Below are 19,084 nucleotides of genomic sequence, written 5' to 3'. Positions count from 1 at the left end.
GGCACGTATATCCACACCATGCGACAGCCATCGGAGAACGCCCGCAGCGTGACCGCCTCCGTCGACGAGGCCCGCATCGCAACAGAAGACGGCCTCATCACTCGTATCCGCCTGCACGCCGAGCTCATCTCGCGGGCCACCTACCGCGTACCCGACGACTGGACCTGAGTTCAGGTGAAGGCTGCGCGGTTCATTTCGGAGATGGTCTGGCGGCGGCGGTCATCGAGTGTGCGGCCCCACTTGGTGTTGGAGTAGTACACGAACCGTCCAGTGGCGGGTTCCCGGAAGTCGATATTGCATCCGACGGCTGTATGCGTGTGGTCGCACAGGCAGGTGCAACTCTTGTCGTCGACTTCCCAGCCGAGTCCGGTGGGGCCGTTCCCAAGGAGCCGAATGAGGTCCGGGCACGGAGGACCGTCGGTCGTCTCGAGGCGGAAGTTCCCGCCGATGGCGCTCCAGGCGTCGGTGCTGTTGATCGAGCCGGGCCCGGCGGTCGCCCGGATTCGGCGAAGCAAGGGGGAGAAAAGCGAGGCGGGTTCGAAGGACGTGGCTGCGGTGGCGAGGTAGGCGGCGCGCTCCACAGGTGTCCAGTCCGGCTCGCTTTGGAGCAGGTCGTAGTCGGCGGTGAGCCGGTCGGCGATGCGTTGCCACCACCACGGATTGAACCCGGTCAGCATGATGCGGGCTGGCATTCCAGGCCGGTGAAGGCAGATCTGGCTGCCTTCACGACGGTAGCGGAGGCCGGCCACGCCGCTGACCTGGTCCCGGGGGTCCAAGGCGTTTTCGCTGCTCAGGCGAGGGAGGAGGAACTCAGCCCAGTAGTGGACGACGTACGGCTCGTTGACGACCCGGATCGTCAGTTGATCTTCCTCGGGTCGGACATGGACGATGCCCAGGGGGTGCTCGGAGAGGCCGCCGATCTTGCAGCATGCAAGGAAGACCGCGGTCTCCAGCTGCGCCTGCTCCGGGTGACGGGCTGCGGGGATAGGGAGCGCTTGGCCGCCTTCCCCGAGCAGTGTGCAGAGCGCCTGGTGGGATTCGCCGGTGCTGCGGCGGCGGTCTTCGGTGAAGGCCAAGGCGGCCAGAGGGGGCATGATCGCTTTTCCACGCCGGACCGGCCCCCGGCGGCGAGCGCTTTGTACGGTGGTCCTGTCGGTGTGGTGCGAGCGGTGAGACTTCTGGCCGGTCCTCGGCGAAGGAGCTGCGGGGGCTTCGTCCATCGCGCGGCCGGGCGTTCACGTTGCCCAAGCTGATGACATCGGGAGCCCGGCGTCCAGTCAAGGAGGCGCCACGGCCGGTGCCCCATCCGGCAACGAGGTACGCCCACCTCTTGCCAGCCGCCCGACGGCTTTCCCCGACGTGCGACTTCCCCATCGCACAGGCCGGCGGTGATGAGTTGCGTCCGACGCGCGGCCCGCGCGCATGAGCAAGCGGTCAGCCGACGCCCTTGGGGGGCGTTCCGGTGTGGGGTGGATAGTCGGAGGACCCGGGGGCCGAGTTGTCCATCAGGACGTAGCCGTGTGCGGCCATCACTTCCTTCTGGAACTCCACGATGAGTTCGGCACCCTCCCTGGCTCGGGAAGTGTCGTTGCCCGCGCCGGAGGAGAAGAAGCGGACCAGAGCGCCAGCCGCGGTGTCCCCGGCATCGCAGGTTCGGCACAACTCCAGGCTGATCGGTTTTCCGGACGCATCGAGTTGGGGCATCTGCGCGGCGAGGATGAGCGGGCCGTTGCATCGGGAGCAGGAGGGCAGGTCGTTGCTGCGCTGGATGGATACGTGAGCCATGGCGCCCCCTTGATCGCTGGGAGCGCCATCCAACCTTCAACGAAAGGGCTGGTCAATGGTTTTGCCGGGCCTGGAGCCGAGGGCCAAGTCGAGGACCGCCCGCGGAGACCAGTCAGCCCTTGCCCTCGGGGGTGGGGATGTGGCTCCGGCAGTGTCGGGCTCCCGTTTCCAGTGGAAACGGGAGTCAGTGCCTGCGCCAGTTTTCGGTGTCGGCTGCTCCTAGCTGTACTCGTAGCGAGCGGCCCGGTCATCCATCTCGCGGTCGTACTCTTCGAGCCGGTGGAGGAAGGGGGCGAACGCATCCTGGGCCTGGGCCGCGGTGATCTGACTGGTCTCGATGGCGGCGAGGAGTTCCAGCACGGCGGGGAGCTCCACGGCGGCGCCGTAGCCCCGCTTGTCGGTGCGGTGCTCGGAGTAGACGGCGCCTACGGATCCGCGGACGCCGGGCAGGACGAGGGGGCCGGCGTTGATATCGCGGGTGACGTCGTACGGCATCGGGTGTTCCTCCAGGTTGGTCAGGCGGGGCGGATCACGGCGCCGCTGGCGTCATACCCAGAAGGGGCCGCCGCGCTGGGACAGGATGGTGGGGGTGAGCGTGCTCTTGAGGACGGCTTGCCGCCACAGGGTGCGGTTCTTGTAGGGGGCCTGGTCGATGCCTTGGGGGTTGTGCTGCCACTCGGTCAGGTGCTGAGCGACAGCGGCGAGGACAGCGGCGTCACCAGCCGCTGCCCCCTGCGGCCTCGCCGCGTGCAGCGCGGTCACAGCGGCATGAGCCGGGCGGTAACTCAGCCCTATCACGGGCTCCGGCGCGTCGATCCCCTGCCGGAGCGCGGTGATCGCCTCCTGGAGGTGCGAGTCGTCTTCCGGTGCGGGAACCCTCAGCAGCGCTTCGAGGAACACCGAGGCCTCGGTGGTGTTCAGCAGTGTGGTGGTGCTGCCGCTGAATGTGTGGTGGAAGACCCGCAGAAGCACGTCGGTGAGGCGGGGCTTGGCCCGCCGGTCGAACAGGCAGTGGGCGCACAGCCAGGCCATCGGAACGTACGGCTGGCGCGGGTGGGGCATCCGGCCGATGAGTTCACCGGCCATCGCCGGCGCGGCGCACAGGTTGCAGGAGGAGTCCGCGACGGCCGTCTTCGTGCGCATTGGCGCGGTCATGCCGCCGGGCTCGGGCGGCTCCGGGTGCGTGTAGGCGCGGTATGAGTCGGGGTCCTCGATCCAGGCCCGGGCTTGGATGATGGCGTCGCGCAGCTGCTCGTCGGTCGCCTCAGCGCGGCTGGGCGCGCCCATCCATTCGTTCAGCTGCGTCTGGACGAAGGGGATCGGCTCGCGCAGTGCTCCCGCCAGCGGCCCCACGTAGGTGGCGAGGAGCTTGCGCAGCTCGGCCCCGTGCAGCTTGTCGAGATCCTCGGAGGAAGGAGCGGGGAGCCCGGTCGGCATGGATGACGGGTCTTCCAGCCACCGCTCGACGTTGCTGAGCGCGACGCCGAGCTGAGCCAGAGAGATCCCTGACCTCGTCTTCACCCCGATCGAGTCGTTGACGATGCCGTTGACCCTGCGTCCGTGGATGCCCGTCGCGGCGGCGAGCTGCTCCACCCTCCAGTTGAGCCGCTGCCTCGCCTGGTTCTCGGTGAGCAGGACGACCGGCTCGCACGTCCGGCACGGAACACCGGCCGCGGAGGCCGGCCGTTCGCCGCACTGCCCGCACACGAACCCCGGGCACGCCGAACACAGCGTGGCGAGGCCCTCGCTGTCCTCAGCGACAGGCGGACACAGCTCCTGGCGCAGCTGCTCGGCGAGCGACTGGCACTCGCCCGCGCAGTTCGCGGCGGCGGCCGCAGCGCCGGGCTGATGGACCAGGGCCTCGCGCACGGTGGGCAACAGCACGGTCGCGTGGGGGTCGGTGAAGTCGTCCTCATGCCACTGCTCGAGCTGCGCGGCCCGGTAGGCGGCCAGCAGGCGTTTGTCGCTGCCGCCAGCGACCTTGTGGTGCTCTCGGTCATCGAGGCAGCCGCAGGGCAGCCGCTCGGCGTACCCGCAGAACTCGGCGCCGAAGGACCCGCACTGCGGGCACATCGTCCACTGGTAGGGCTCGTCGCCGTAGACGCTCATCCCGTTTGCCTCGTGGAACCGCCACGGCCCGTCCCAGGGGTCGGGGCGGCCCCACGTGTCGACGCCTGCCGTGTCGTCGGGGAAGAACGGGCCCTCGGCCAGTAGCGCTTTGCCGTGCCACTCCTCCGGAACCTCCACCGGCGGGCATCCGTCGGCCTCCTCGTCCTGGTCACCGAACAACTCGTCGCAGCCCGCGGCCGCCATGGCGAACCGACCCCACCACACCGGGGCCTCCACCTCCGCCATGAACCAGATCCGCTGCTCCGGCAGCCAGAACGCCGGCGTGCGCGGCGAGCCCGCGCTGTCGTAGAAGGTCACCGGCTCGTACGCCCACGGCACCCGTAGGTGGTCGAAGAACACCGACCAGCGGGCGTGGAGCTCCGTACGGAACTCCACCTTGATCACCTCGTACGCCACGTGACGCTCCCTGCCGATGGGCCTCTGGCTGTTACCGGGCCTCACCCTCCACCCGGCAGGACGAGCACCGATGCGCGCCGTCACCGGTTCGGCCCATCTGTGTCCCTCTGCCGAGGTACGGCACTCGGCTGTCGGTGCCACGCCGTAGCGTGCGCCCATGAGGTACACGTTCACGCCGCCGGTTCCGGCGGAACAGATCCGGCAGCTGCCCACCCGGGACGTTGCGCTCCTTCTCCTCCAGCACCTCGCCGGCGGAACCGGCTTCCTGCAGTACGGAGGAGCGATGGGCTCGGCCCGCCAGGCGTTCCAGGATGAGCCGGACACCGAGGTACTCGTCGACCGCCTCTCCGATGCCTGGGCCTGGCTGGAGGCAAACGCGCTGCTGTCCCGGGTGCCCAGCCAGTCGGAAGCCTTTCGCCAGCTGTCCCGTGACGGCAGGAACCTGGCGAAGGATCCCGAGGGCATCACGCGGTTCGAGGCCCGCCAGCGGCTGACCGGCCCGCTCCACCCGGCGCTGGAAGACACGGTGCGCACCAACTTCGACCTGGGCGACTACGAGACCGCGTGCTTCGCCGCGATGAAGGCGGTCGAAGTCGCCGTCCGGGACGCGTCCGGCCTCGACAACTCCCTGGTCGGCGTGCCGCTGATGCGCAAGGCGTTCCAGCCGCACCAGAACGGCAAGGCCGGCGGCCCGCTCGCCGACGCCGGAGCCGAAGGAGGTGAGCAGGAAGCCGCCTCCGCGCTGTTCGCCGGTGCCATGGGCGCGTACAAGAATCCCGCCAGCCACCGCACCGTCGACTTCGACGACCCCATCGAGGCAGCCGAGATCATTCAGTTCGCCGACCTGCTGCTGCGGCAGGTCGAACGCGCCAAGCGCCGCCAGACTGCCACGACCACGTAGCAGAAGCGCGGGCCCCGGGGTGAACCGGGACAGGGCGCGTGCCGGAGCGAGCGGACGGCGCCGACGCTGCGGCATATTCGCGCTCCCGTGTCAGTCCTCGCTGCCACACTGCAACCATCCCCAATGCGGGGGTGGTTGACCTGATCGCCGAAGAGAGGACCGATGCGTGGCGGCCGACTGGGATGCACGGGACTGGACATGCCCCACGTGCGCGGCTTCGCGCATGACGACGTGCACCACGAAGGACGGCCGCCCCCGGCCCACGCACTTCGCCCGCCGCTTCACCTCGATCCTGCTGCAGTTCGCCGTACGCCGCGGTCGCGGCCAGCCGCCCGCCGAACGCGCCCAGATCGTACGGTCCCTCACCACGGTCCAGGAGTCGGACACGTCCGCCCGCGAGGGCTACCTGTGGCACCAGGCCACGGACGAGCTGTACCTGTGGGACCAAGTGGTGGCGGCAGTCGCCCGGCACGCGGCGGCCGCCGTCGAGGGCCACCTCGACGGCGACGAGATTCGCGACGCAGCTGAGCAGGCCGCACACCGCATCGCCCAGGCACGAGACCTCCTGCGTGAATGGCACGGCGAGCGCGCAGAGTATCCGCTCGACGAAGAGCTCCTGGCGGGTGTGCTGCGCCCCGCGCCGAGCCTGCTCGCCCGTGCCCGGGGCCGCGGCGATCTTCAGCGGCTTGAAGCCGACCTGGCGCGCCGGCCCGTGCATCTCGACCAGCCGGGCGGCACCTGGGCAACGACGTGGCACAGCGACGGCGCCCTGACCGGGCACCGCGACGACGGTCTTTGTGTGCGCGGCTGGAGCGCCACCCCCGACGCCACCGGGCAAGCCCTGCAGTCGTTCGAGGCCACCAGCCGCCACTGCCCACAGATCACCCTGACCTTGCACGGCGAACGGCCAGAAGCCCCCGCCACAGGCAGCGACCCACCCGGCATCGATCGGGCGGATGTCCTGCGTGCCTTCGATGCCGACACCGCCGCGCTCGATGCCACCGTCGCCGCCATCACCCAACTCCAGCGGTCCTGGTCCGAGCACGAGATCAGCGACCGGGTGCGCGCGGCCACCACCCAGCTCCAGACCAGTGCCCCGCAGTCGCCGCATTTCAACCTCTACAACCGCCAGCGGGAACACGACTGGGCAGCCAGCGAGAGCGCCGCCTGGGTACGTACCGACGCCATCGTGCAGGCCATCGACAAGGTCTGGGGCGACTTCGACCGATCCGAGGCGTCTCGCGGCCCCAGCTGGATACCCCGCGCCACCCGCGAACTACTCACCACCAAGCCCGAGCAGCTCGCCGCGTTCCTCCGCCACCACCTTGCCGAGGAACCCGCGATCTCCCTCAGCGTCATCAACGGACCGGCCGGACCGCTCTACAACGTCTCCATGGGCGGGGCCCATCGCACACACCTTTTTCGGATCTTGGGCCTGCCCTGGATGATCGCGAAGCTCTATGCCCGCATCCCACCCCGCCGGTTCGACGTCGCTTCCGTCATCGACACCGCCAAGGGCATGCCCGAGGTCGAGCGCGTCGGGCGCGGCTGGCACACCCTGCTCGAGCGCGGCCTCCTCCACGGCCGCATCCGCTACGAAGGCGACTTCGCCGTGCTGGACCTCGACCACGCCCCCGCGCCGTGGCTGCTCGGCGACGCCGCCCTCGCCAGCGCCTACAACACGGCCTACGAGCGCGTGTACCCCGGCGCGCTGACCGAAATGGGCATCCCGGCCACCGCCTTGTCCGGCCGCAAAGCCTGGGAGCAGTGGCTGTACGGCTGACGACTACCAACAATGCGGCATGGGCCATCGGCGTACGCCTATGACGTCACACGGAGCGCTCCGCTGCTGGTGCAGTGTGCAGCATTGTCGGACCCCGGTGACAGGATGGCGTCAGAAGCGTCGCGTCCGCGCAGCGGCCGCGGCAACCCGAACGTCACGGAGTACCGCATGAACCGCAGTGAGCTGGTCGCAGCCCTCGCCGAGCGCGCCGAGGTGACCCGCAAGGACGCCGACGCCGTGCTGGCCGCCCTCGCCGAGACCGTCGGCGACGTCGTCGCCAAGGGCGACGAGAAGGTCACCATCCCCGGCTTCCTGACCTTCGAGCGCACCCACCGTGCCGCTCGCACCGCGCGCAACCCGCAGACCGGCGAGCCGATCGAGATCCCGGCCGGCTTCAGCGTGAAGGTTTCCGCCGGCACCAAGCTCAAGGAAGCCGCGAAGGGCAAGTAGGCGCCGGCCTTCCGCGGGCAGCGACCCGGCACCGAAGAGCCCGAGGCCCGCTGGGCGGCACAACCTGCACGCCTCACCCGCGCGGGAGCCGGATTGGTGTCCCGCCTACGGGGTAGAACGGACGCCGGACGCCCTTCGATGACGGAGGGCACCACCCACAGACCGACCGGGAAGCACCCGGCGATTTCGAAGGACAGACGCATGGCCAGCGGCACCGTGAAGTGGTTCAACGCCGAGAAGGGCTTCGGCTTCATCCAGCAGGACGGCGGTGGACCGGACGTCTTCGCGCACTACTCCAACATCTCCGGCAACGGTTTCCGCGAGCTCCTCGAAGGCGAGCAGGTCACCTTCGACGTGACCCAGGGCCAGAAGGGCCCCCAGGCCGAGAACATCGTCCGCCGCGGCTGACCCCGGAAAATGAGGGCCGCCCCGCGACGGCCACTGTGTAGGTGGCGTCACCGACGCGGGGTGGAGCAGCTCGGTAGCTCGCTGGGCTCATAACCCAGAGGTCGCAGGTTCAAATCCTGTCCCCGCTACTGACCGAAGGGCCCGGATCCGTCCGGGCCCTTCGCCGTGTCCGAACCCCGCATAGCCAAGGGGGCCAACGGCCTCCTCGCCTCCTTCCGGCGCAGTTGCCCGGGCCCCTCCGCACAGGCTGGCGTCATTCCGGCATCGGCGGAGGCCACAGGAGCCGGGCCCGGCCGTACCGGGCCCTGGCCGCATCCGCGCTCAGACCGTGCGGGCGCCCGATCTGCTCCCAGGTGGCGCTCACCTCCCGATCCGCGATCACCGCGCATCGCACCAGCTCGCTGGTCAGGTGCCGGAAGTCCGCGGCCGCAGTGCTGTGCATCCCCGCCTCTGCCCGCTCGTTGCCGACCGCGTCGGCCACCAGCAGCTCCAGGGACTCGCATCGGACCCGGATCTCGCGCGAGATCTGCAGCAGAGCAATCCGTGCCCGGAGGGCAGCTGTCGCCCGCCGCCGCTCCCGGTAGGCCTCCTGCCGGCAGGAACGCGGACGGGGGCAGTACCGGCGCCGCCGCCCGCCGGAAAGCCCGGCGCCACACCACGCGCATCTGTCGTCCATATCCGAAGGATTCCCCCGGAACCCGATGACAGCACCCTGGGGCCACCGCCGTCCGCTAGCACCGGCGTGCGTGGCCCGCCGCACACATCCCCACAACCACATGCACATCGCTGACCTGCAAAGACACCGACTGGAGTGCGGGTCGCAGTACCGCTGCCGGGTAGCGCTTCGCCCAGCCCCGGCAAGGTGTTTTCGTATGCTCCGCCGCACCGCGGGCACGCCCTCGCCCGCGGCGCGCCTGGAGCCGGCCGGCTCAGCGCCCAGACACGCAGGGCTGGAGGACTTGATGCGCGCCACGACGGTCGCCGGCCGGTACCGGCTGAAGGAGCCGATCGGCAGCGGAGGCATGGGTACCGTGTGGCGCGCAGAAGACCTCCACGAGAACCATGACCTCGCCCTGAAGATCATTTCGGTGGGGGAGGGGGACCTGGTGCGGGAAGCGGCCTTCCGCCGCGAGGCGCAGGTCGCCGCGCGCCTGTCCCACCCCAACGTTGTTGCCGTCCGGGAGCATGGCGTCGCCGACCTCGACGGCCGCCGGATCCTCTTCCTGGCCATGGACCTCGTCGACGGACGGCCGCTGAACACCCTCACCGGCCGCCCGCTCCCCGTTGCCCAGGCCCTGACCTGGGCGATCCAGATCAGCCAGGCCCTGGAGGCAGCCCACCGCCGCGGCATCGTCCACCGCGACCTCAAGCCGTCCAACGTCCTCCTCGACCAGGCCGCCGGCAATGCCGCGAAACTGTGCGACTTCGGCATCGCGCGTCTTTCCGAGGCCACCCACCACACCCTGACCGTGACCGGCGTCGTCATCGGCACCCCTGCCTACATGTCGCCCGAGCAGGCCCGCGGAGATACCACGCTGAGCGCGCCCAGTGACCTCTACTCGCTCGGCTGCCTCCTCCACGAGCTGCTCACCGGCCACGTCCCCTTCACCGGCTCGGGCTGGCAGGTCCTCAACCAGCACGTTCACGACGCGCCGGCCTCGCTGTCCGCCCTGCGCCCTGGTGTTCCCCGCGAGCTCGAGCAGCTGGTCCTGGAGCTCCTTGACAAGGACCCCGACCGTCGGCCGACCGCGGCCGACACCTGCATGCGGCTCACTCGGCTGCACACCGCGCTGGCCGCCTTCGCCGACGCGCCCACCGCGACAGCGCCCCGGCGCACGCCCACGCTGGTCGCCACCACGACCTCCGTCAGCCGCCATCGCGAGCGGGGCGTCCGCAGCAGCACCGTGTGCGCGGCCGGCCTGACCGCGGCCGCCATCAGCGGCGCCCTCTCGCTCGCCACCACCGTGCCGACGCCCTGGACGACCAGCCTGGGCACTCTCGCCGGGCTGCTGCTCGCCGTCCTCTACCTTCTCGATCCGCCCCAGCCACCGCACCCCGGGCAGCTGAGGATCACCACGGCCGCCCTCATGACCCTCCTGCTTCTCACCGGCGGCGCGGCGCTCGCCGTTCTCGTCACCGACATCTCCTTGTGGGCGACTGCCCTGGCCATCAGCGTCCTCGGCGGGCCCACCCTGGTCGCCTGCACCAGCGGTGTGCGCCGCCTGGTCGAGCACACGCTCCACCGCTCGGCCTGGCACGGCGACCTCGCGGCGACCGCCGGTGGCCTGCAGACCGCCGCCGTGCTGCTCGCCGCCCACCATGGCGGCCTTCCGCCTCTCATCCTCATCGCCGCCGGTGCCGTGCTGTGGCCGGCCGCAGCACTTCTCACCGCGGTCCTCACAACGCGCCGAACCCGCCACGACCCTCTTGCGCCGGCCCGGACCGGAGACACCGAGTTCCTTCGTGTCACCCGGCCCCGGTCCGCCGTTACCCCCACATGAACGACGCCACCACCGTCTCCGGCGAGATCATTTCCGGCTTCGTGCTCGACCGACTTCTTGCCACCGCCGACTGCTCCGACGGTGAACGCGCCCTCGCGAACAGCACTCTTGCCGAGGAAGCGGCCTACAAGTACGCACTGGTCTACGGGCTGTCCGGCGGCCGCGATCTTCACCACGATGCTCACAGCGTCGGCATCGACAACCTCCTGGGCCACGCGGTGCCGGCGGCCGTCGCCTTCGCACTGACCACCTCGGTGCACTGCTGCCCGACCTGACGATTGAGCAGTGGGAGCGGCTCGATGCCGCCGCCATCGCCCTGCACTCCCGAATCTGCGAGGGCCTGACCGGAGCGAACGGCACCGGCGACGAACCTCGAGCCCCTGCCGCACCCGATGACGTGAACTGAGCCGTCCGGCCCCCCGGTACCGGTTCCCACCGGCGGCAAGGCGACGATCAGCGTCGATGTCAGTGGCCGCCTCTATGCTGCGCCGCACAGCGAGGCAAGACCCCGCTCACCCTTGAAAAGCGGGGAGTTGGACCATGGCGCGCACCGGCAGACCGCGGAAGGACCCCCGCGATCCGGAAGAGATCATGCGGGCAGCGGGCCTGGAGCCGCTGGAGCCCTACCCTGGCAGCTCCGCCCCGTGGCGGTGCCGCCATACGGCGTGCGGGCGGGAGGTCACCCCCCGCCTGAGCAACGTCACCAAGGGCCAGCGCGGCTGCGTCTACTGCTCCGGGCGGGCCCGGATCGAACCCGAGGCCGCAGCCGGCGTCATGCGGGCGGCCGGTCTGGAGCCCCTGGAGCCCTATCCCGGCAGCGACCGGAAGTGGCGATGCCGCCACCTCGCATGCGGACGCGAGGTCACACCCACCTACGTCCGGATCAACTCCGGTGCCGGGCCCTGCCGGTGGTGCGCGCCGAATGCGCCGGTCGACCCGGACGTCGCCGCGGCAGACATGCGGGCCGCGGGCCTGGAACCGCTCGGCCCGTACCCGGGAGTGGACACGCCGTGGCCGATCCGCTGCCGGACGTGCGGAGCGCCCGGGGCACCCACGCTGGGCTCCATCCGGCAGGGCCAGGGCGGCTGTTACCCCTGCGGCCGGCGCAAGGCCAACGAGTCGATGCGCCACGACGCCGCGACCGCGGCCGCGGAGATGCGTGAAGCGGGCCTGGAGCCGCTGGAGCCGTACCCGGGGACCGCGTTCCCGTGGAAGAGCCGCTGCACCAAGTGCGGGTCCATCGTCTCCCCCCGCCTGGGTTCCCTGACCGGCCAGAGCCGGCGTCCGGCCTGCAAGCGGTGCGCCGACCGGGCCAACGGTGAGGCGCAGCGCCACGACGAGGACCTGGCCGTCGCCGAGATGCGCGAGCACGGATTCGAACCCCAGGAACCGTACCGCGGGGTCAAGTACCCCTGGCGGTGCCTGTGCCACGGCTGCGGCACCATCACCTCGCCGACCTTCGGATCCATCCTCGCCGGCCAGAGCGGATGCCGGCGCTGCGCCGACCTCCGCGCCGGCGCCGCACGGCGGGAAGACCCCCAGCGCGCCGCCGCCTCCATGCGCGAAGCCGGCCTCGAGCCCCTGGAGCCCTACACCACGACCATGACGCCCTGGCGCTGCCGCTGCACCACCTGCGGCCGCACCTCGACCCCCACCCTGGCCAAGATCCGCAGCGGCCGCAGATGCAAGTACTGCGCCCGCTTCGGCTTCGACCGCGCCGCGCCCGCCCGCGTCTACGTCGTCACCCACGCACAGCACGGCGCCGTCAAGATCGGCGTCGCCGGCGCCCTTCAGCGCAACGACCGCATCGCCCAGCACCGCCGCCTCGGATGGACCCTGTTCTACGAACACCACGTGCCCACCGGCGACGACGCCCTCTCCGTGGAGCAGACGATCCTGCGGCGCCTGCGCGCCGACGGGCACGGCGTCTTCCTCACCGCCGTCCAGATGCCCAACGGCTGGACCGAGACGTTCGACGCAGCCCGCGTCACGGCCGCCCAGCTTCGGGACGCGATCCGAGAACACCAAACCACGCCGGCCCCGCCCGAGCCGCTGACCCTGTTCTAGCGGCCCAACCGGGCCGGGGCGGTGATGGGGCGGGCTATGCCGCGTCCTGGAGGGGGGAGGGCCGCCGCGGCGGCCTGCTTGGCGGACTCCAGCGCCCTGGTGAACGTCGAGGCGACGACGGCGGCCTCGTCGGTCAGCGCCTCAATCTCGGCGACCGACAGGTCGTCGACCGTGGTGCGGGCAAGAAGGTCGAGGAGTTCGTCGCTGCCCGCGTCCAGCCGCTCGATCTCCCGTACCTCGGCGTAGCGGGCGTCGGCCTCGGCGACCTGTGAGGCGTAGGCCTCCAGCGCCGCCACCCGCCGCTCGATGCCGTGCAGGCTCGTCGCGAGCACACGCCGGCGAGAGGCGAGCAGCTCGGCCACCGTGGTGTTGTCCGTCTCCTGGGGCGCCCTGTGATGCTTGCGGGCCACGCGGCTGTAGTTCCGCAGGTCTTGGGCGATCGCCCACTCCTGACGGGGGAAGGCTGCCTCGTTGCGCTGAGCGTCGAGCCACTTCTCGCGGTGCACCCTGGAGTTGAGCACGGCCGTCATCGCCCGCCGCGCACGTGCCAGGAGTTCCTGGGCCTCGGCGGTCAGTTCCTTCGGCTGAACGAGGTGCTGCTGGACGGCGGCGAGCCGGCGCAGCTGCCCGTTGTAGAGCGCCCGATCGGCGATCAGCCCGGCGCAGAGCACGGCCACGACGCCGGCGGCCAGCGGCCACACGGACAGCAGCGAGTGCGCCAGGTCGACGGCCTCCTGCAGCTTCCGGTCCAGCGTGCCGGCGAAGCTGGAGGAGTCGGCGGCGGGATCCGCGATCTCGACGCCACCGGTCCACCACCACATCACCCCGGCAACCGCGACTCCCGCTCCGCCGCGCGCAAGATGGGGGACGGCCGCCCACAGCGGGTTGGCCGGGCGGCCCACGTACCGGCCAGGGTCCTCAAGGGCCTGCCGCAGGACCTTCCGAATGGCGTCCGAGAGCTCCGCATCCGGGTCAAGGACCGGGCGCGTCGCGCTGTCCGCGGCCTTCTTGGACTCCGTCACCGCTTCCTCCCCTTGTCCGACCACAGGCCGCTCGGCCCTCCTCCGCCTGTCCCGGCGGCGACCGCGCTGTCGCGGGCCGACACCTCGGTCCGCGCCACGGTACGTGATCGCGTTCCGGCGCCAAGGCGGCTGGCGCGGTGGGGTCCTGGCAGTGAGATGCCCCAGGCGCGACTCGCAAGGCCGGTGAACAGACGCCCCCGGCAGAACCAGGGAAAAGCGGTAGGACCGGTCCCGAGTCGTACCGATACTGGCGACGAAGGAAGTGAGGCTCCCGTGCTGCAGGTCGATCCGAGTGTTCTCGACGCTCTAATGGAAGCGGCGCAGGACGCCGCTTCCTACGAGGCCATCGCCGTCGTGCTCGCGGCCGCCGACCTCGACAGGCACACCAATGCCGTACAGCAGCGCGATGCGCTGCTCGCCGCGTTGCGACTTCGGCTCTCCGGGACCGGCAAGGCCCAGGACTTCGCTGCGCCGCTCCCCGTCCACCCGCTCGGGGGGTGGTTGGCGAGCCTGTCCGAGGCCACCGCCGACCAGTTGGAGATCTGGAGCGCGTACGCCGAGACCGTCAGCAACCCCTTCGTCCGGGGCCGCCTCCATCACCTCCTTCTGCTCGCGGGACACGGCCCCAAGCCCGATCGCATCCGGGGCGCGGCCACCGGGTATTTGGACGCGGCACCGCTGCTGCTCGCCACCTCCCGACGCTGCCCCGGCCTGGTGGGCGCGACCGAGTGCCTGCGTTGGGCCGGAGACCTCGCCCGGACCTTCAACCAGACCGACTTGTGCAAGCGCGTCACCGACGACACGGCTGCCCTGGCCGAACGCGTCCTGGCCGCGCCCGAGGACGATTCAGGGATCGTGGCCAGCCTTCTGGACGGACTGCGCGTGCAGCGCTACGACATCACGGACCTCGCAGAACGCGCCGCACGCCGCTACGCCGGCGATGTGCACACCCACGTCGACTTCCTCAAACTGCTGCGGGACGAGGCGCCCGAGGACCGCCGAACCGGCATCGACACCGAGATCGTCAACGCCCTCCTCGACGCCGCCGACGCCGACACCGGGTTCCGTCGCCACAACCTCCTGACCAGGGCCGCAACCGAAGCCCGCGACCGAGGTCTTTCCGAGCTGAGAGTGCGTGCCGAGATGGCCCTGCAACAGACCGATCCGGACTCCCTGGGATGGACCCGACTCCGTCGCCCACTCATCCCCCCGCCGGGACTATTCGCCGGCGCCCGAGCACACATCGACGCCGCCGCCGACCTGACAGACGCACTGTGGCGAACCACGCTGGACGTCCATCCGGCGATGCGCGAGGACACCGACGACGCGCATCCGCTGGACGGTCTGCTCCGGATCCCGCGCACGCGCATCAACACCGCCGGCCCCATCCAGGTCGCCCCACCCGCCGACGCCGACGACGACCACGCCGTCGGACTACAGGTCCTCGCGATGGACTTCGTCGGGCACCTCGCCGCCGAGCAACTCGACCGCATCCACGAGCGCTTCGAACCGGACGAGGCCGAGCTGATCGGCGCTCTGGCCCACGAAGCCGTCCTGCCGCTGGCGCGCGCCCGAACCCTGGCCTACGCCTTCCGGTACTTCTGGCTGGGCGAACTCGACGCGGCGGTGTGCATCGCGCTGCCCCAGGTCGAGCAGATCCTCAGACAGCTCCTGCGCCACCGAGTCCCGATCGTGTCCGTGGCCAAGGGCCAGTCACCCGGGACCGTCGATCAGATGGGCGGACTCATCCGCAGCATGCCGGCAGCCGGGTATCCCCGGGACTGGAGCCGCGCCCTGGAGCTGCTCCTCGTCGACCCCGACCGCGGCATGAACCTGCGCAACGACGTCTGCCACGGCTTGGTCGACACCCCGCCCAAGCACCGCGTCGCGCTCATCCTCCAGGCCGCGCTGTACCTGCTCAGCCACGCCCACGGACATCGAACCGCTGCGCCGCCCACTCCTTGAATGTGTCCAGCCGAGGTGAACCCAACAAGAGCAGCGGGGCCTTCGTCTTGTGACACCGAATCCTGCCTTTGCCGCTCAAGACCGACCGATGGCCCGTGCGTGCAGGATGTAGCCATGGAGAACGAGGTGCCCTTGTCCGGTGGACGCATCACTACAGGCGTGGTCAGGATCGGCGACACCGTCCGTCGGCCAGTTACCGCGTCGTCCGCGTTCGTCGCCGAATTGCTCGGTGACCTCCGACGGCAGGGTTTCACTGGCGCTCCGCGTCATCTGGGGTTCGACGAGGCCGACCGCGAGATCCTCAGCTACCTTCCTGGCTGGGTGCCCGCCCGCTTCCAGCGCTGGACAGACCCTCAGGTGGCTGCCGCCGGTTCCCTGCTCCGCGCTTTCCACGACGCCACCAGCGCGAGCCGCCTGGCCGGGCGGCACCCCGTTGTCTGCCACCACGACCCGGGGCCGAACAACACGGTCTTCGCAGACGACGTCCCGTTCGCCTTCATCGACTTCGACACCGCCGCCCCCGGTGATCCGTTGGAAGACCTCGGCTATATGGCATGGACCTGGTGCATTTCCTCCAAGCCTGACGCTCCACCCGCCGCCAGCCAGGCGGCACAGGTACGCATCCTCGCTGGCGCATACGGGCTCGACGACGCCTCCCGCTCACGTCTCATCGATGCCGCGCTCGACCGCCAGATGCGCAATGCCCGGTGGTGGCGCCACCACCTCATGCGCCCGGCTCCGCACGTCGCTGACGACCACGAGATCGCCGAACGCATCCGGTGGTCCGAACGGGAGCACGCCTACACCTTGGCCAACCGCACGACCTTCGACGCCGCCCTGCACTGACATCCGACACGAGGCCGATCCGCCTGTGCGATCAAGGCTCGCTGGCACATTCCCGCGTCCGCAAGCTCGGTGACACTGGGGAGCCTTCGCCCGGTGTCCGAACGATCCCGGAAACTCGTCTGCTCTGACTGTCACACCGCGCGCCGTCCGCACACCTGTACCAGGTGACAGCGGACCTCACAGCGGGAGCAGGACGTGACCCACACCAACACCCTCACTCCGAACGCGCCCCGGCGACAGCAGGGCCTTCGCGCGGACGATACGGCCGTCCCCCCGGTCGCCCTGCGCCAGATGGCCACGGGGGAAACCGAAGCGACGGCCCGAGACGAACTCCCGGACGTCGAGCACCTCATCCCGACGCCAGCGCCCGAACAGGCCCGAGGCGAGGCACGGATCTTCCATGCGCTGATCACCGCCTACGGCCGGCACCGCCCCACCCTCACCGGCGGCCCGTTCGGCATCCGCAGCCTCACCCCCCGCACCGACGAACTGGTGGTGCGGATCGCGCCCGCCCAGATGGACCGGTGGATCGACGCCCTCGCCCACCGGCCGGGCGGGACAGGCGTCGCAGGCCTGCGCTGGGCCGGCCTGCGAGAGGGGATTGCCCTGACGCTGCCCGGGATGAGGCTGCTCCTCGCCGACATCAGCGAGACCGACTGGCGTGCCGCGCTCGGCCGCCGGTCCGCCGACCAGAGCAGCCTGATGCCGCACTGGATCCCCCAGTTCCGCGGCGAACCCGAGTACGCAGCCGCCCAGGACGCCGAACTCGCGGCCCTCGCCGACCACCTGTGCGCCACCTTGCGCCGGATCCGGCTCCTCGACGCCCTCACCCGTATCAGCGGTCACGTCCACCTGTTCACCACCCGCCACCACGGCAGCCTCCACCTGATCGAGGCATGCGAGGCAACCCCCACCGTCCTGCCGCTGTGGACCTCCCGGTCCGTCCCCCTGGCCCTGTGGCCCGCCGGACCGATCCCCGCTCCGGGCCCTGCCGACCCACGCGCAGCTGTCCTTGACCTCCTCACCGAGATCGAACCCGCCCGCGCCCCGTCCGGCACCGCCGATCACCCCGCTGCCCACGCCCTCTGCCACATCGCTGGCCTCACTACGGACCCTCTGCTGGTCCAGGCCGCCGAGCACGCTCTCGACGTCGCCACCCGCGTCCTCGCCGACCCCGCCCACGCCAGCGTGTACGCCGCCGGCGGCTGGGCAGGCAGCTGCCGCACATACCCCGAAGGCACGGTCCACGGAAGCAACCTGTGCCTCCCGCCCGGCGCCGAGGCCGTCACCGACCTCCCCGAGGAAACCCTCCAGCGCCTCGGCCAGCACTTCTCCAGCCGGCTCTCGGACACCTCCCTCGCCGACCTCGCCAGCGCCGGCCGGGAGGAACTCGTCCACCTGCTCGACTGGGCACTCGCCGTCGCGACCCGCCCCGCCAACCGGCCGGACTGGACCCGCGACAGGACCGACGGCACGCTTCAGCACACCCAGCCGCTGCCCGACCACGACGGCACCTTGACCCTGACCGCCACCACCACCGGCGTCTACCGCGTCAGCCTGGACGCACTGGGGCTGAGCGACCTCGCCGACGAGGACGACACCGTGGAATGGGAAGGGGAGGCCGCGCCCTCGCAGAGCGCCGCCGTCCTGCTCGCCGAACACGCCGCGATCGAAGCCGCCGTCTGCCTGCCCTTCCAGCGCGAACACCGCAAGCAGCGCCTCCTGCTGCCCGCGGCGGTGTCGGCCGATCCGACGATCCGGTCCGTCATCGCCGGAGCCGACTACGTTCTGGGGTTCTTCACCTTCGCCAGCGTCCTCGGCCACCTCCACGAGCGCGTGTGCTCCACCCAGGGAGTAGCCGACGGCCACTGGCGAAGCGACCCCCCGCCCGACGGCCCGGCCACCCTCACCGCTCTCATCAGCGACTGGTGCGCGCTGCCCTCACCTCACCACGGCAAAGCCGCCAACACCGCCACCGTCGACAGCCCCACCTACCTCCGCCACCTCGCTGCCCACCGCGCGGCGCTCGACCCGTTCGTCACCCGCTACCTCGCCGCCGCCGACACCCTTCCCGGCGCGCGCACCTTCGAAGAACGGCACCTCGCCGCCTTCGCAGCCCTGCGCACCACTGACCTGTCCGCCCTGGCCCGCACCGAGATCCGACCCGTCGGCGAGCGGCTCCTCCACCTGGTCCGGTCCATGCCGCAGGACCCTGCCCAGCTGACCGCCTGGTACGAGCACCACCTCGACCAGGCCTGAACCCCGCCGACCCCGGAAGAAAGAGCAACCGCACGATGAGCGATCAACTGCCGGACCCGACAGCGTTCATAGGCCCCATCGGACGCGGAAAGGCGCCGCCGCCGGGTGACGCCGACTCCGACCAGTACGCGGCCGTGCTCCGGCGCGCCCTGCACACCGTCGAATGCCGCGAACTCGGTCCGGAGGCCGCCGGTCAAAAGTTCGGACCGTTCGCGGACACCTCCGACGGCCGTGTGACCGTGCTCGTGGACGAGCACCGGATCCGGGACCGCCACCCCGGCCACGACGAGCTCCACCACCTGGCGCACGCGGTCCGTGAGCGAGGACCAGCGGTGGACGTCGTCATGGTGTCGCCCAAGCCGACCATGCTGTTCATGGACGAGATGGCCCACGTCGTCGGCAAGGTCGCCGAGCCCGCCTGCGGCCCAGCGCCGGCCGGGCCCACCCGCTGGGTGTACGAGCCGAGCCGCCCCCTGCGACCGCTCTGGTGGTACCCGGGGGGTGAGCGTGAAGCGGCGGACGAGCGGTAACGGCTCGGGCCGGAGGCGGTGCTCGACGCGTTCGCGTCGGC

Annotated in this window: 18 protein-coding genes and 1 tRNA gene; 13 read left to right on the top strand and 6 right to left on the bottom strand. The window is 70.8% G+C overall.

The window, feature by feature from the left end; translation table 11 throughout:
- Positions 1 to 18: 18 nt before the first annotated feature.
- Positions 19 to 168 (top strand): hypothetical protein, encoded by a 150-nt coding sequence (locus ACH41F_RS40435; RefSeq protein ID WP_388071605.1) that lies wholly within the window; start codon positions 19 to 21, stop codon positions 166 to 168.
- A 2-nt stretch (positions 169 to 170) separates the two neighbouring features.
- On the opposite strand, the gene ACH41F_RS40430 is transcribed toward ACH41F_RS40435, so the two are convergent.
- From ACH41F_RS40430 to ACH41F_RS40415, 4 genes are all read right to left on the bottom strand, one after another.
- Positions 171 to 1,094 carry a hypothetical protein gene (locus ACH41F_RS40430; RefSeq protein WP_391237860.1) on the bottom strand — a complete coding sequence of 308 codons (924 nt, stop codon included), beginning with the start codon at positions 1,092 to 1,094 and terminating at the stop codon, positions 171 to 173.
- A gap of 340 nt (positions 1,095 to 1,434) precedes the next feature.
- Positions 1,435 to 1,785, bottom strand: a complete 351-nt coding sequence (locus ACH41F_RS40425; protein ID WP_365130411.1) for a DUF6300 family protein — start codon at positions 1,783 to 1,785, stop codon at positions 1,435 to 1,437.
- A gap of 219 nt (positions 1,786 to 2,004) precedes the next feature.
- Positions 2,005 to 2,280: a hypothetical protein gene (locus tag ACH41F_RS40420; RefSeq protein ID WP_365130409.1), complete on the bottom strand. Its 276-nt coding sequence runs from the start codon at positions 2,278 to 2,280 to the stop codon at positions 2,005 to 2,007.
- Positions 2,281 to 2,331: 51 nt separating this feature from the next.
- On the bottom strand, positions 2,332 to 4,311 hold the full coding sequence (locus ACH41F_RS40415; RefSeq protein ID WP_365130407.1) for a hypothetical protein: 1,980 nt from the start codon (positions 4,309 to 4,311) through the stop codon (positions 2,332 to 2,334).
- A gap of 157 nt (positions 4,312 to 4,468) precedes the next feature.
- On the opposite strand from ACH41F_RS40415, the gene ACH41F_RS40410 reads away from it, so the two are divergent.
- The 5 genes from ACH41F_RS40410 to ACH41F_RS40390 all read left to right on the top strand — a co-directional run bounded on the left by ACH41F_RS40410 (position 4,469) and on the right by ACH41F_RS40390 (position 7,981).
- Positions 4,469 to 5,212, top strand: a complete 744-nt coding sequence (locus ACH41F_RS40410; RefSeq protein ID WP_365130405.1) for a TIGR02391 family protein — start codon at positions 4,469 to 4,471, stop codon at positions 5,210 to 5,212.
- 223 nt (positions 5,213 to 5,435) lie between these two features.
- Complete coding sequence (locus tag ACH41F_RS40405) at positions 5,436 to 6,995, top strand: hypothetical protein (protein WP_391237853.1); 1,560 nt, start codon at positions 5,436 to 5,438, stop codon at positions 6,993 to 6,995.
- Between the two features lie 168 nt (positions 6,996 to 7,163).
- Positions 7,164 to 7,445, top strand: coding sequence for an HU family DNA-binding protein (locus ACH41F_RS40400; protein WP_388071610.1), 282 nt, complete (start codon positions 7,164 to 7,166; stop codon positions 7,443 to 7,445).
- A gap of 201 nt (positions 7,446 to 7,646) precedes the next feature.
- Positions 7,647 to 7,853, top strand: coding sequence for a cold-shock protein (locus tag ACH41F_RS40395; RefSeq protein WP_030578348.1), 207 nt, complete (start codon positions 7,647 to 7,649; stop codon positions 7,851 to 7,853).
- Between the two features lie 54 nt (positions 7,854 to 7,907).
- Positions 7,908 to 7,981, top strand: a tRNA-Met gene (locus ACH41F_RS40390).
- A 125-nt stretch (positions 7,982 to 8,106) separates the two neighbouring features.
- Here ACH41F_RS40390 and ACH41F_RS40385 read toward each other — a convergent pair.
- The gene (locus tag ACH41F_RS40385) at positions 8,107 to 8,334 is read right to left on the bottom strand and encodes a hypothetical protein (RefSeq protein WP_391237849.1); all 228 of its coding nucleotides are present in this window, start codon (positions 8,332 to 8,334) and stop codon (positions 8,107 to 8,109) included.
- A 481-nt stretch (positions 8,335 to 8,815) separates the two neighbouring features.
- On the opposite strand from ACH41F_RS40385, the gene ACH41F_RS40380 reads away from it, so the two are divergent.
- The 3 genes from ACH41F_RS40380 (at position 8,816) to ACH41F_RS40370 (ending at position 12,421) form a co-directional block, all read left to right on the top strand.
- On the top strand, positions 8,816 to 10,354 hold the full coding sequence (locus ACH41F_RS40380; protein ID WP_391237846.1) for a protein kinase: 1,539 nt from the start codon (positions 8,816 to 8,818) through the stop codon (positions 10,352 to 10,354).
- The gene (locus ACH41F_RS40375) at positions 10,351 to 10,629 is read left to right on the top strand and encodes a hypothetical protein (protein WP_391237842.1); all 279 of its coding nucleotides are present in this window, start codon (positions 10,351 to 10,353) and stop codon (positions 10,627 to 10,629) included. Before ACH41F_RS40380 ends, ACH41F_RS40375 begins: the two co-directional genes overlap by 4 nt.
- Positions 10,630 to 10,894: 265 nt before the next feature.
- Positions 10,895 to 12,421: a hypothetical protein gene (locus ACH41F_RS40370; RefSeq protein WP_365130396.1), complete on the top strand. Its 1,527-nt coding sequence runs from the start codon at positions 10,895 to 10,897 to the stop codon at positions 12,419 to 12,421.
- Here ACH41F_RS40370 and ACH41F_RS40365 read toward each other — a convergent pair.
- Positions 12,418 to 13,443 carry a hypothetical protein gene (locus ACH41F_RS40365; protein WP_391237839.1) on the bottom strand — a complete coding sequence of 342 codons (1,026 nt, stop codon included), beginning with the start codon at positions 13,441 to 13,443 and terminating at the stop codon, positions 12,418 to 12,420. The genes ACH41F_RS40370 and ACH41F_RS40365 overlap by 4 nt on opposite strands.
- Before the next feature lie 309 nt (positions 13,444 to 13,752).
- On the opposite strand from ACH41F_RS40365, the gene ACH41F_RS40360 reads away from it, so the two are divergent.
- The 4 genes from ACH41F_RS40360 (at position 13,753) to ACH41F_RS40345 (ending at position 19,043) form a co-directional block, all read left to right on the top strand.
- On the top strand, positions 13,753 to 15,408 hold the full coding sequence (locus tag ACH41F_RS40360; RefSeq protein ID WP_391237837.1) for a DUF4209 domain-containing protein: 1,656 nt from the start codon (positions 13,753 to 13,755) through the stop codon (positions 15,406 to 15,408).
- A gap of 114 nt (positions 15,409 to 15,522) precedes the next feature.
- The gene (locus ACH41F_RS40355) at positions 15,523 to 16,254 is read left to right on the top strand and encodes a phosphotransferase (protein ID WP_331724651.1); all 732 of its coding nucleotides are present in this window, start codon (positions 15,523 to 15,525) and stop codon (positions 16,252 to 16,254) included.
- A gap of 195 nt (positions 16,255 to 16,449) precedes the next feature.
- A complete protein-coding gene (locus ACH41F_RS40350; RefSeq protein ID WP_391237835.1) occupies positions 16,450 to 18,513 on the top strand; it encodes a hypothetical protein in 2,064 nt (687 codons plus the stop codon).
- A gap of 35 nt (positions 18,514 to 18,548) precedes the next feature.
- Positions 18,549 to 19,043 carry a hypothetical protein gene (locus ACH41F_RS40345; protein WP_391237833.1) on the top strand — a complete coding sequence of 165 codons (495 nt, stop codon included), beginning with the start codon at positions 18,549 to 18,551 and terminating at the stop codon, positions 19,041 to 19,043.
- The last annotated feature ends 41 nt before the right edge of the window (positions 19,044 to 19,084 follow it).

Origin of the sequence: Streptomyces sp. NPDC020489 (assembly GCF_044386545.1) — a bacterium.
GTDB lineage: Bacteria > Actinomycetota > Actinomycetes > Streptomycetales > Streptomycetaceae > Streptomyces.
Note: the sequence above shows the minus strand (reverse complement) of the source record. Positions and strands in the feature narration are given on the sequence as shown.

Bases quoted from the DNA above. Each gene is read 5' to 3' on its own strand.
- ACH41F_RS40435 (WP_388071605.1), top strand. From the start codon at position 19: ATGCGACAGCCATCGGAGAACGCCCGCAGCGTGACCGCCTCCGTCGAC.
- ACH41F_RS40430 (WP_391237860.1), bottom strand. From the start codon at position 1,094: ATGCCCCCTCTGGCCGCCTTGGCCTTCACCGAAGACCGCCGCCGCAGC.
- ACH41F_RS40425 (WP_365130411.1), bottom strand. From the start codon at position 1,785: ATGGCTCACGTATCCATCCAGCGCAGCAACGACCTGCCCTCCTGCTCC.
- ACH41F_RS40420 (WP_365130409.1), bottom strand. From the start codon at position 2,280: ATGCCGTACGACGTCACCCGCGATATCAACGCCGGCCCCCTCGTCCTG.
- ACH41F_RS40410 (WP_365130405.1), top strand. From the start codon at position 4,469: ATGAGGTACACGTTCACGCCGCCGGTTCCGGCGGAACAGATCCGGCAG.
- ACH41F_RS40405 (WP_391237853.1), top strand. From the start codon at position 5,436: ATGACGACGTGCACCACGAAGGACGGCCGCCCCCGGCCCACGCACTTC.
- ACH41F_RS40400 (WP_388071610.1), top strand. From the start codon at position 7,164: ATGAACCGCAGTGAGCTGGTCGCAGCCCTCGCCGAGCGCGCCGAGGTG.
- ACH41F_RS40395 (WP_030578348.1), top strand. From the start codon at position 7,647: ATGGCCAGCGGCACCGTGAAGTGGTTCAACGCCGAGAAGGGCTTCGGC.
- ACH41F_RS40380 (WP_391237846.1), top strand. From the start codon at position 8,816: ATGCGCGCCACGACGGTCGCCGGCCGGTACCGGCTGAAGGAGCCGATC.
- ACH41F_RS40375 (WP_391237842.1), top strand. From the start codon at position 10,351: ATGAACGACGCCACCACCGTCTCCGGCGAGATCATTTCCGGCTTCGTG.
- ACH41F_RS40370 (WP_365130396.1), top strand. From the start codon at position 10,895: ATGGCGCGCACCGGCAGACCGCGGAAGGACCCCCGCGATCCGGAAGAG.
- ACH41F_RS40360 (WP_391237837.1), top strand. From the start codon at position 13,753: ATGGAAGCGGCGCAGGACGCCGCTTCCTACGAGGCCATCGCCGTCGTG.
- ACH41F_RS40355 (WP_331724651.1), top strand. From the start codon at position 15,523: ATGGAGAACGAGGTGCCCTTGTCCGGTGGACGCATCACTACAGGCGTG.
- ACH41F_RS40345 (WP_391237833.1), top strand. From the start codon at position 18,549: ATGAGCGATCAACTGCCGGACCCGACAGCGTTCATAGGCCCCATCGGA.